Consider the following 11,152-nt stretch of genomic DNA (forward strand, 5'->3'; position numbering starts at 1 on the left):
CGTCGGATGCGGCACAGCAAAACTCAAAGCCCCATCTGCTTGCTGATGATCTCGTTCATCACTTCCCGCGTCCCGCCGCCAATCGACAGAATCCGGTTATCCCGGTACAACCGCTCCACCAGACTCTCGCGCATGTAACCCAGGCCACCCAGTATCTGCACGGCATCGTGGGTAATTCGGTCCGCCGTGTCCGTGGCAAAGTTCTTGGCCATGGAAATTTCCTTGATCACGCTCTTGCCCGCCGCCATTTTCGCCGCCTGCCGGTAGGTGAACTCCCGTGAGACTTCGAGGGCCGTGGCCATCTCCGCCAGGCGATGCTTGATCACCTGGAACTTGCCGATCGGCTTGCCAAAGGCTTCACGCTCACGCGCCCACTCAAGGCTCTCCTCCAGGGCAAGCTGCGCGGTCATGTTGGCCATCAAGGCCAGGGCGAGGCGTTCGTTCTGGAAATTGCCCATGATGCAGGCGAAACCCCTGTTTTCACCGCCGATCAGATTGCCTACAGGCACGGGGCAATCGTCGAAGAACAATTCGGCCGTGTCCGACGCCCACCAGCCCATTTTCTTCAATTGCCGACCCACGGTGAAACCCGGGGTGCCCTTCTCGATCAACAACAGGCTGATGCCGGCGAAACCCGGTTCACCGGTGCGCACCGCGACGGTGTAGTAGTCCGCCCGTACGCCGCTGGTGATGAAGGTTTTACTGCCGTTGACCCGGTAGAAGTCGCCCTCATGCACCGCGCGGGTTTGCAGGTTGGCGACGTCGGAACCGCCGCCGGGCTCGGTGACGGCCAGGGCGCTGATTTTCTCGCCGGACAACACCTGCGGAACCACCCGATCACGCACGCAAGGCCTGGCCCACTTGACGATCGGCGGCAGGCCGATGTCCAGGGAGCCCAGCCCCGCCACCAGGCCACCCGAGCCACAGCGCATCAGCTCTTCGCTGGCGGCGATCTTGGCGAATACATCCCCTTCGTGACTGCCGCCCAGGCTTTGCGGGTAGCCAATGCCGAGAATCCCCGCCGCACCGGCCTTGAGGTAGAGCTCGCGGGGAAAGCTTTCGGCTTCCTCCCATTGGTCAATGTCCGGAAGAATCTCGCGCTGGACGAAACGCCTGACGCTGTCGCGGACCATTTGGTGGCTGGGGTCGAAGTATTCCTCAAAGGCAGGCATGGGCGAGCTCCACTGAAGGGTTCAGCGAAGTTAACCGAGCGCTTGCTTGGTTTTCAACAGGAATGAGTGAATCAGTTCGACCAAGTCGCCTGGATCGCCAGCAAGCCGGCTCCTACAGGCTCAGCGCAGCCCCTGTGGGAGCGAGCCTGCTCGCGAAGGCGTCAGTAAAACCACCACACAACTTAGAGGGAAATCGGCTTACGCCCCGCAAACGAATGCGCCAGCGTCCCGCCATCCACCAACTCCAGCTCGCCGCCCAGCGGCACGCCATGGGCGATGCGCGAAGCGATCAGGCCTTTGCTGCTGAGCAATTGGGCGATGTAGTGCGCAGTCGCCTCGCCTTCCACGGTCGGGTTGGTGGCGAGGATGACTTCGGTAAAGGTGCCCGCCTCTTCGATCCGCGCCATCAATTGCGGGATGCCGATGGCCTCCGGCCCCAGCCCGTCCAGCGGCGAAAGATGCCCCTTGAGCACGAAGTAGCGGCCACGGTAACCGGTCTGCTCCACGGCATAGACATCCATCGGCCCTTCCACAACGCACAGCAAGGTGTCGTCACGGCGGGTATCGGCGCATTGTGGGCAAAGGTCGTCTTCGGTCAGTGTGCGGCACTGACGGCAGTGACCGACCCCATCCATGGCCTGGTTCAGGGCCAGTGCCAGGCGCGAGCCGCCACTGCGATCACGCTCGAGCAACTGCAGCGCCATGCGCTGGGCGGTTTTCTGACCCACACCTGGCAAAACTCGCAGGGCGTCGATCAGTTGGCGAATCAAAGGGCTGAAGCTCATGGGGAAAAGTCCGACGAAAACAACGAGACGCGGTTTATACCCGCGCCTCTGTTGAGCGTCAATTCACAGCATCATTTACTCGTTGGGCGCGACCCGCACCACCAGCTTGCCAAAGTTGCGCCCCTCCAGCAGCCCGATGAACGCCTCGGGCGCCTGCTCCAGGCCATCGACCACGTCTTCGCGAAACTTCACCTTGCCATCACGTACCCACGGCGCCATCGCGCTGATGAACTCCGGCTGACGGTCACCGTAGTCGTCGAACACGATAAAGCCCTGGATTCGCACACGCTTGGTCAACAGCGTGCGCTGCAATAGCGGCAGGCGATCCGGGCCGCTCGGCGCTTCGCTCGCGTTGTAGGAAGCAATCAGGCCACAGAGCGGAATCCGCGCCTTGGGGTTGAGCAACGGCAACACGGCGTCGAACACCTTGCCACCGACATTCTCATAATAGATGTCGATACCCTTGGGGCACGCCTGGGCAAGCTCGTCGACGAAATCCGGGCTCTTGTGGTCGATGCAGGCATCGAAGCCCAATTCCTCGATGACATAACGACATTTTTCCGCCCCGCCCGCCACGCCGACCACGCGCAGGCCCTTGATCTTCGCCACCTGGCCCACCACCGAACCGACGGCGCCAGAGGCCGCCGCGACCACCAGGGTCTCGCCTTCCTTGGGCTGGCCGATGTCCATCAAGCCCATGTAGGCGGTCATGCCCGGCATGCCCAGCACACCCAGGGCCATGGAGGGGCTGGGCAGGCCCGAGGGCACTGGAATGATGCTGCGACCGTCATTGATGCTGTGGCTTTGCCATCCCGTGGCGCCGACCACCAGGTCGCCTTCGTGGAACTTGGGATGCAGAGAACGCTCAACCCGGCTGACAGCACCACCGGTCATCACTTCGCCGATTTCCACCGGCGCGGCATAAGACGGCGCGTCACTCATGCGCCCGCGCATGTAGGGGTCCAGCGACAGATAGAGGGTCTTGAGCAGCACCTGCCCCTCGGCCAGGTCGGGTAGCGCGACCCGCTCCATCCGGAAGTTCTCCGGCGTCGGTGCGCCGACAGGGCGCGAGGCCAGGACGATACGTTGGTTGAGGGTCATGGGGTCGGACATGTCAGCGTCTCCTGTGATCGATGAATTCGGGGGTATAGGGAGCAGACCTTGGTGGCGGTATGGCGTTCGATGTTTATTCCTGGCACATGATCGTTCCCACGCGCAGCAAAGGAATGCAGCCCGGGACGCTCCGCGTCCCTTTCTGAAGCTGGAACGCGGAGCGTCCCTTTAGGCATTCCTTTGCTGCGCGTGGGAACGATCAGTGTGACCAGAAACAAAAATGCCAGGCGCGATGCCTGGCATTTTTTGTAGCTCATCCAGCGCCCGAAGGCGAATCAGAATGGCAGTTTCATGCCCGGTGGCAGTTGCATGCCAGCGGTCATGCTGCCCATTTTGTCCTGGCTGTTGGCTTCGATCTTGCGCACGGCGTCGTTGACGGCCGCGGCGAACACCGCTTCGAGCATTTCCTTGTCATCTTCGCTCAGGCCTTCGACCAGGCTTGGGTCGATGGTCACGCGCTTGACGTCGTGACGACCGGTCATCACCACGGTGACCATGTCGCCACCGGCTTTACCGGTGACTTCGGCGTTGGCCAGCTCTTCCTGCATCTTGGCCATTTTTTCCTGCATCTGCTGCGCCTGCTTCATCAGGCCGGCCATGCCACCTTTCATCATGGGAATCACCTCAAAAGTACTTGGATTAAACGACGCCCAACCCGTGCGGGCGAGCGCCTTCAGTTATTAGCCCTGACTGGCCAGGGCCTCGACAGGTTCAATAGTATCGTTACGGATCACCGCACCGAACTGCTGCATCATTTGCTGGATGAACGGATCACCGTGGATCGACTCCTCGGCCTCGCGCTGGCGGTCGGCACGCCGACGGGACGCCGCCTGGGCCGGGGTTTCCTGCTCGGGCTTGATCAGCTCCATGGTCAGGGTCAGGGTCCGCCCGTGGTACTGGTTCAACGCTTCGTTGAGACGACGTTGTTGAGTGGCGTTGAACAAGGCGCTGTGGGCCGGGTCCAGGTGCAACAACCAGTTGTCGCCATCGACCGCGACCAGCGTGCAGTTGGCGGCGATGCTGCCAGTCATGCCGGAAATCGGCAGGTTCGGGAACAGCTCCAGCCATTGCAGGGCCAGGCCCGTGGCGGGCGCTGCGGCGGGCTCGGGCTCGGGCTCCGCGGCAGGCTCGGCGGTGTGTTCGCTGGCCAGTTCGTCGAGGTAGCTGTAGGCCGAGTCCATGTCTGGCTCGATATAGTCTTCGTCCAGCGGCGGCTCGTCATCCAGGTCCATGCCAGGGGTAGCGGCATCGACTTGCGCCACCGTCGGTTCCGGAATGGGCGCGGCGGCCCACTCCGGCGCGTCCGGCACCACGCTGTCCGGGGTCGGCAACGGCATGGGCGGCAACTCGGGCTGCTCGCTGGCGGTTTCCAACACCGGCTCGACGGCTGGCTGTTGAACGGCTTCTGGCTCGACCGGGTCGTTCCACGGTAGGTCGACCACTTCTTCGACCACGACCGTCTCGACCACCGGCTCAGGTACAGGTACAGGTTCAGCGACAACCGGCGCGGGTGCCGGAGCCACCGCCGCGACAGGTGCAACCGGTGCAGCGACGACCTTTGCTACGACCGGCGTGGCAGCCACTGATTTGGCGGAATCAACCGTGGCCTGGCTGATCCCCACTGGCTTTAGCGGTTGCCTCGGCGCGTCCGTGGTGTCGGCGGGCCGGAATGCCAGCATGCGCAACAGCACCATTTCAAAGCCGCCACGGGGATCCGGCGCCAGCGGCAAGTCGCGGCGGCCGATCAGGCCCATCTGGTAATAGAACTGCACGTCTTCGGCCGGCAACGCCTGGGCCAGGGCCAGCACCCGGTCTCGGTCGCCATGACCGTTGTCGACGCCTTCCGGCAAGGCCTGGGCAATGGCAACCCGGTGCAGCACATTGAGGATTTCCGAGAGCACGCCGTTCCAGTCCGGGCCTTGTTCGGCCAGGTGGCGGACCGCTTCGAGCAGGGCCTTGGCGTCGCCCTCGATCAGCGCATGCAGGACGTCATACACCTGGCCGTGATCAAGGGTGCCGAGCATCGCCCGAACGTCCGCGGCCATGACCTTGCCTTCACCGAAGGCAATCGCCTGGTCGGTGAGGCTCATGGCATCGCGCATCGAACCGTCGGCGGCGCGACCGAGCAACCACAGTGCGTCGTCTTCGAACGGCACGTTCTCGACACTCAGCACGTGGCTCAAATGCTCGACGACCCGTTCCGGGGTCATGTTCTTCAAGGAGAACTGCAGGCAACGCGAAAGAATCGTTGCAGGAAGTTTCTGCGGATCAGTGGTGGCCAGGATGAACTTGACGTAGGGTGGCGGCTCTTCGAGGGTTTTCAGCAGCGCATTGAAAGAATGGCTGGAGAGCATGTGCACTTCGTCGATCAGGTAGACCTTGAAACGCCCGCGGCTGGGGGCGTACTGCACGTTGTCGAGCAACTCGCGGGTGTCTTCGACCTTGGTGCGGCTGGCGGCGTCGATCTCGATCAGGTCGACGAAGCGGCCTTCATCGATCTCGCGGCATACCGAACACTCGCCACAGGGCGTTGAAGTGATACCCGTTTCACAGTTCAGGCATTTGGCTATGATCCGCGCGATAGTGGTCTTGCCGACCCCTCGCGTACCGGTAAACAGGTAGGCGTGGTGCAGCCGCTGGCTGTCCAAGGCATTGATCAGAGCCTTGAGCACATGGGTCTGGCCGACCATTTCGCGGAACGAGCGCGGACGCCATTTACGTGCAAGAACCTGATAACTCATCGAAAACCGTCGCAGCGAAGGAAGCAGAAGCGGCTAATGCTAGCGGAGCAAGGCACAAATTGCATCCGGTGCGCTCGTCTAATCTGGCTAAGCTGCATTTTGCGGGCTTTTTGCGTCAAAAGTTAGCGGAGCGTTTATGCGGTTAGCCTGGGGGGCACTGCTGTTGTTAAGCCTGGACGGGGCGGCCGCTGATGCGCCGTTGCGCTTCGTGGTGCCTGACAGCTGGGCGATGCCGATGGTGCAACTTGAACGTGGCCGGCCGACCCAGGGCATCCTGTATGACGTGATGCTCAGCCTCGCGACCCAGGTCGGCGTGCCGGCGCAGTTCCACGTATTGCCCCGCGGCCGGGTGCAAAATGCCATGGAAACGGGCGAGGTCGACATACGCTGCTACGCCGCGCAGTCCTGGACGCCAAACCAGTCCGGCGACTATATCTGGAGCATTCCGCTCTGGACTCAACCCGACTTGCTGGTCAGCCGTCCCGATGCGATCACCTCCGTCACGCCGACACACTTGCCCCATCAATCGATCGGGACGGTCCTGGGCTACAGCTACCCAACCCTGCAACCCCTGTTCGACGCCAATCGGCTGTATCGCGACGATGCCCGCAACCAGGAACAGGTGCTGGAGAAGCTGCATGCCGGGCGCAACCGCTATGCGGTCAGCAACCAATGGACCCTTGACTGGTTCAACCAGCGTCTGTTGCCGCAGCAGCAACTGCAAAGCGTGGCGCTCCTGCAGGAGCAACGCGTCGGCTGCTATGTGCGCAACGACCCCAAGGTGCCGGTGCAGCGCATTCTACGCACCCTGCTGCGCATGAAGATGTCCGGCGAGATCGATGACATCATTGCCCTTTATGTCGGAGGCAAGACTGAACCCAGGCCATGACCTTGTGCGGTGGGATCTGCCGCCTGCCATTGCGCCGGTGCGACAAAACCCGCGACCCAGCCCGGCACATCGTCGGCAGGCATCGGCTGCGCAATGAAATCGCCCTGGGCCACCTCGCACCCCAGGCGCAACAGCAACTCACCGTGCTCGATACTTTCCAGCCCCTCGGCGATTACCTGGCGGTCAAATGCCCGGGCCAGGCCGATCACGGCCGTGGTCAATGCCAAGTCATCACCATCATGAAGAATGTCGCGCAAAAAGGACTTGTCGATCTTGATGGTCTGGGTGCGCAGACGTTTGAGGTGACTCAGGGATGAGTAGCCGGTGCCGAAATCCCCCAGCGAAAACTGCACCCCCAACGCCTGGCAAGCCCGTAAACAGGCACTGACATGCTGGATGTTCTCGACCGCGACCGACTCGACGATTTCCAGGTCAAGCCGCTGCGGGGCGACTCGCTCGTGCCGCGCCAACAGGTTTTTGAGGCGCTCGACGAAATCCGCCCGCTGAAAATGCCGCGCCGCGATATTGATGCTCACCGGCCAGTCATGCCCGGCCTGGCGCCATTGATCCAGCTGCGCCAACACCCGGTCCAGCACCCACTCACCGATATCGATGATCAGGTCCGTCTCCTCCACCTGAGGCAAAAAATCCCGGGCAGGCACCAAGCCGATTTGCGGGTGCTCCCAGCGCAACACTGCCGCGAAGCCAACGACTTGGCCACGGCGCATGTTGACCTTGGGCTGGAACTGCAGGCGCAGCTCCCCGGCATCCAGCGCCTGACGCACCCGCTCGACCGTCTCGTGAGTGGCCTTGACTTCGCGGTCGCGGCTCACGTCGAATAAATGAAAGCGCTTGCGACCGCTCTGCTTGGCCACGTACATGGCCTGATCGGCATGACGCAGCAAGGTCCCGGCATCTTCGTTATCGTAAGGGAACAGCGTGACGCCAATGCTGGCAAACACATTGATGTCCTTGCCGTGCAGTGAGTACGGTGCCGATATCGCCCCCAGTATCCGGTTCAGCGCGGCCCGCAATTTCGGCAAGTCATGGACGTAGCGCAACACCAGGACGAACTCGTCGCCGGCAAGCCGCGCGACCACATCCTCGCCACGCACGACGTTGCGCAGGCGCTTGGCCACCTCCACCAGCAACAGATCGCCGGTGGCGTGCCCGTAGCCGTCATTGATCGCCTTGAAGCCGTCGAGATCGAGCATGCACACCGCCAACGGAATGCTCTCCTGCCGGGAGAACTCCAACGCCTGATCGAGCAGATCCGAGAGAAATGCGCGATTGGGCAGCCCGGTCAGCACGTCATGACCGACCCGCCATTGCAGGGAATGCAGGAGCTGGCGTTTTTCGCTGATGTCGAAGCGAATCGACAGATACCGCTCTACCCGCCCGGTGGCAGTATCGATCACCGGCACCATGGTGCTTTCAACCCAATACAGGCTGCCATCCTTGGCACGATTGCAGATCTCGCCCTTCCAGATGTGACCCCGGGAGATGGTGCGCCACATGTCGACGAAGAAGTCAGGGGCGTGCATGCCGGAGTTGAGCATGCGATGGTTTTGCCCAAGCAACTCTTCGCGGCTATAGCCGGACACTGCGCAAAACTGATCATTGACGTGGGTGATCCGGCCGCCCAGGTCGGTCTCGGAAAAAATCGCGGCGGCATCCACCGCCCTGCGGTATTTCTCATCCATGAGTCAGGCTCGTTGTCGCCGGCGGTGGAACCCGTTCAAGGCAGCAACACCGATGCTGGTAATATTCGGCAAGGCTTCAAATGGCTCTCGGCGCCTTGCGTGAACGCGCAATAGTGGCTTTTTCACATCGTTCCATAATCTGAAACAAGCTCACTCAATACCGCTTTTGGGCGGCGATTCTACGAAATGCATCACATTTTGCAAAGCAAGGTGATGGATCATGCAGTTGTCTAATGCAAAATCTATCGTTAAGTTCTTGATTCTAAATGGGAATTGAGCGATGCACATTTCAAGTTTGGGTCCAGCCATCCGGCGGTACCGCAAGGTCGCGGGGCTTACTCAGGCTGAACTTGGCGAAAGAACCGGTTTTGACCCCAAAACCATCAGCCGCTTCGAAACCGGTACCTATACGCCCAGCGTGGACGCACTGTTCATGTTTGCCAATGTGCTGGGGGTGAAGCTGAAAGCCTTTTTCGCCGACCCTGGTGACGAGGACGAACAACGGGCGTACCTGTTCGATGTCATACATAAAGCCCCCCCAAAGGATCTGGGAAAGCTGATTGCAGCGGTTGACCAGGCCTTGTCCAAGCCTTAGAGCCAGCAAGAACGGTGATCGACGTGTCGCGCCCGACAGGTCGAGCTCCTTTTCCATGTCGCCACCAAATCGCAGACGACAAAAATACGCAATGGACAGGCGCCATGGCAGTACAGGAAACAGGTTTGATTGATTACGCGAGAGAGGGTCTCGCGGTTCGTTAAGGTGGTAACCCCACCAGCCACACCCCGGCACACAATGTCACCGCTGCGGCTGCTCCCTTCCAGGCCTGACCGGGTGGCATGCCAGCATGCTCGGCAATCGTTGCGGGCCTTATGGGGTAAGGGTTTCAGGCTTATGAGGTTACCGGATATCTTCCGTGCGAACTCGCTGCACGGGCAGTCAATTCTCTGAGGTGTAGTCAGCATTGTTCCACTCTGCTGTTCCACTTCGGTGTTCCACTCATGGCCTATATCGTCCGTCGCCAATCGGTCTACTACCTGAACCTTCGACTGCCCAAGCATCTCTTTCCGAACCGTCATTCCCTGCGTATATGCCTGAACTTGCGAGAGCGTCAGGCTGCATTATTTCTCGCTGCTTCACTGGCTCAGCAAGTTCACAACCACCTGAACGAACACCCCTTGGCAGACCTCCAGACGCTCCGTGCGTTGTGCTCGCGGTGGCGAGACGCTACTCCAGCACAGACCGTCCAGACTGCTCCAAAGAAGGCACCAGCGGCTATCGTGACGCAGAACAGTGATGGTCCTTCTATCGCTACCTTGTCCAAGCTCTATATAGAAGAAGGAAAACTTGGAGGCACTTGGCGTGAGGTCAGCACCCACGAAGTCGCACGGTCATTACGAGATTTTTTTCAACTGATGGGCGACATGCCCGTGGAGGCATTCGACGTCCAGCAAGCCCGACTGTTGAAAGATCGTTTGAGTCGCTGTCCGCAGTACTTCGGCCTACGCCCCGAATATGAAGGCAAGACCCTGAGTCAGGTGGTTGAGTCTGGCGCCACTTACAAAACCATTACCGCCGTTACTGTAAACAACCGTCTACGCAAACTCTCGGCGTTCATGAACTGGTGCAAGTCCAACGGGTACATCGCAGACAATCCACTGGTAGGACTGAAGGTCATGACCGGGTCTGCCAAGGAAGCCCGGCTGTCCTTTGATCGACAAGATCTGACCACCCTACTGGATCTGGCAGCACTCAAAGCACAAGCCCGAAAACATCCATGGCGGTACTGGTTACCGCTCCTTGGACGAGCCACCGGGGCACGCCTGGAAGAACTCTGCCAACTGCGTGTGGATGACGTCATCGAACAACAGGGCATTCCGTGCATACGCATCAATGACAGTCACGAAGGCCAGAATTTGAAGAACTCCAGCAGCCGACGCATTCTCCCCTTGCACCCTGCTCTGATCGACTTGGGGCTGATGCAGCATGTTGAAGCAGTCCGGAGCACCGGAGCAGATCGCCTGTTCCCCGAGCTGGAAGCCGTACGGGGGAAACTTGGACATGCACCATCGAAGTGGTTCGGTCGGTACAAAACCAAACAGGGCATCTCCGACCCGAGAAAGACCTTTCACAGTTTCCGCCACACACTCATTGACGACTTGCGGGATGCTGGGATCCAGGACTCGCTGATCAAACGAATAGCCGGCCACGAAGATGGTGCGGTGACATTCAGCATTTACGGCAGTCGCAGTCCGCTGAAGGCGATGGCTGAGGCACTGCAAAAAATAGAGTTTTAAAACAATCACCATTGGGTCGCCGGGGCGTTGCACCCGTAAGCTGGCACGTATCGGCGTGTACACCCTTACGACCCCTAACCATTAACGTTATCGAATTTGGTATTCGTCTGGCTGTGCTAGTGCTGCTTCCGCGATGCCCCTTAAAACGGATAATTGAGATTCAAGACAACACCCCCCGAAATGATTCATACCCCAGCCCTCTATAACTAACCGACAACCCAACAGAAGAAATTGTAACCGACGATATAGCTGCGACGAACGAACAGATCATTAACAGCGACGGTCACGACTGATAAGGACAGGGAATTAGCCGAGCATTCAGTTATGTGAAAACGAGCAACCAGCCTAGGACACTGAATCGCAGACACTGCAATCTCTTATATACCGCTGTACGCCATATACAGCATTCCCCACACACAATACTGTAAGCCACTTACAGCATTCCCCACACACA

9 protein-coding genes are annotated in these 11,152 nt (G+C 60.0%); 3 read left to right on the forward strand and 6 right to left on the reverse strand.

The features are described 5' to 3' along the window. Positions 1–23 precede the first annotated feature (23 nt). The 5 genes from QLG10_RS08140 to dnaX form a co-directional block, all read right to left on the reverse strand. Positions 24–1,172, reverse strand: a complete 1,149-nt coding sequence (locus QLG10_RS08140; protein ID WP_282486700.1) for an acyl-CoA dehydrogenase family protein — start codon at positions 1,170–1,172, stop codon at positions 24–26. Positions 1,173–1,354: 182 nt separating this feature from the next. Beyond that, positions 1,355–1,957, reverse strand: coding sequence for a recombination mediator RecR (recR, locus tag QLG10_RS08145; protein ID WP_020800658.1), 603 nt, complete (start codon positions 1,955–1,957; stop codon positions 1,355–1,357). Positions 1,958–2,032: 75 nt separating this feature from the next. Next, a complete protein-coding gene (locus QLG10_RS08150) occupies positions 2,033–3,070 on the reverse strand; it encodes an NADP-dependent oxidoreductase (protein ID WP_110746450.1) in 1,038 nt (345 codons plus the stop codon). Positions 3,071–3,345: 275 nt separating this feature from the next. Further along, on the reverse strand, positions 3,346–3,684 hold the full coding sequence (locus QLG10_RS08155; protein WP_007933349.1) for a YbaB/EbfC family nucleoid-associated protein: 339 nt from the start codon (positions 3,682–3,684) through the stop codon (positions 3,346–3,348). 66 nt (positions 3,685–3,750) lie between these two features. Beyond that, positions 3,751–5,811 (reverse strand): DNA polymerase III subunit gamma/tau, encoded by a 2,061-nt coding sequence (gene dnaX, locus QLG10_RS08160; RefSeq protein WP_282486702.1) that lies wholly within the window; start codon positions 5,809–5,811, stop codon positions 3,751–3,753. 136 nt (positions 5,812–5,947) lie between these two features. Between dnaX and QLG10_RS08165 the strand changes: the two genes are divergently transcribed. Continuing rightward, positions 5,948–6,700: a transporter substrate-binding domain-containing protein gene (locus QLG10_RS08165; protein ID WP_282486703.1), complete on the forward strand. Its 753-nt coding sequence runs from the start codon at positions 5,948–5,950 to the stop codon at positions 6,698–6,700. On the opposite strand, the gene QLG10_RS08170 is transcribed toward QLG10_RS08165, so the two are convergent. Continuing rightward, the gene (locus QLG10_RS08170; RefSeq protein ID WP_110746444.1) at positions 6,667–8,403 is read right to left on the reverse strand and encodes a GGDEF and EAL domain-containing protein; all 1,737 of its coding nucleotides are present in this window, start codon (positions 8,401–8,403) and stop codon (positions 6,667–6,669) included. The genes QLG10_RS08165 and QLG10_RS08170 overlap by 34 nt on opposite strands. 280 nt (positions 8,404–8,683) lie before the next feature. Here QLG10_RS08170 and QLG10_RS08175 point away from each other — a divergent pair, with 280 nt between their 5' ends. Both QLG10_RS08175 and QLG10_RS08180 read left to right on the forward strand, forming a co-directional pair. Beyond that, positions 8,684–8,998: a helix-turn-helix transcriptional regulator gene (locus QLG10_RS08175; protein WP_020800653.1), complete on the forward strand. Its 315-nt coding sequence runs from the start codon at positions 8,684–8,686 to the stop codon at positions 8,996–8,998. A 404-nt stretch (positions 8,999–9,402) separates the two neighbouring features. After that, positions 9,403–10,698, forward strand: a complete 1,296-nt coding sequence (locus QLG10_RS08180) for a site-specific integrase (protein ID WP_282486707.1) — start codon at positions 9,403–9,405, stop codon at positions 10,696–10,698. The last annotated feature ends 454 nt before the right edge of the window (positions 10,699–11,152 follow it).

The sequence above is a fragment of the Pseudomonas sp. V98_8 genome, from assembly GCF_029967975.1.
GTDB lineage: Bacteria > Pseudomonadota > Gammaproteobacteria > Pseudomonadales > Pseudomonadaceae > Aquipseudomonas > Aquipseudomonas umsongensis.

Bases quoted from the DNA above. Each gene is read 5' to 3' on its own strand.
- QLG10_RS08140 (WP_282486700.1), bottom strand. From the start codon at position 1,172: ATGCCTGCCTTTGAGGAATACTTCGACCCCAGCCACCAAATGGTCCGC.
- recR (WP_020800658.1), bottom strand. From the start codon at position 1,957: ATGAGCTTCAGCCCTTTGATTCGCCAACTGATCGACGCCCTGCGAGTT.
- QLG10_RS08150 (WP_110746450.1), bottom strand. From the start codon at position 3,070: ATGTCCGACCCCATGACCCTCAACCAACGTATCGTCCTGGCCTCGCGC.
- QLG10_RS08155 (WP_007933349.1), bottom strand. From the start codon at position 3,684: ATGATGAAAGGTGGCATGGCCGGCCTGATGAAGCAGGCGCAGCAGATG.
- dnaX (WP_282486702.1), bottom strand. From the start codon at position 5,811: ATGAGTTATCAGGTTCTTGCACGTAAATGGCGTCCGCGCTCGTTCCGC.
- QLG10_RS08165 (WP_282486703.1), top strand. From the start codon at position 5,948: ATGCGGTTAGCCTGGGGGGCACTGCTGTTGTTAAGCCTGGACGGGGCG.
- QLG10_RS08170 (WP_110746444.1), bottom strand. From the start codon at position 8,403: ATGGATGAGAAATACCGCAGGGCGGTGGATGCCGCCGCGATTTTTTCC.
- QLG10_RS08175 (WP_020800653.1), top strand. From the start codon at position 8,684: ATGCACATTTCAAGTTTGGGTCCAGCCATCCGGCGGTACCGCAAGGTC.
- QLG10_RS08180 (WP_282486707.1), top strand. From the start codon at position 9,403: ATGGCCTATATCGTCCGTCGCCAATCGGTCTACTACCTGAACCTTCGA.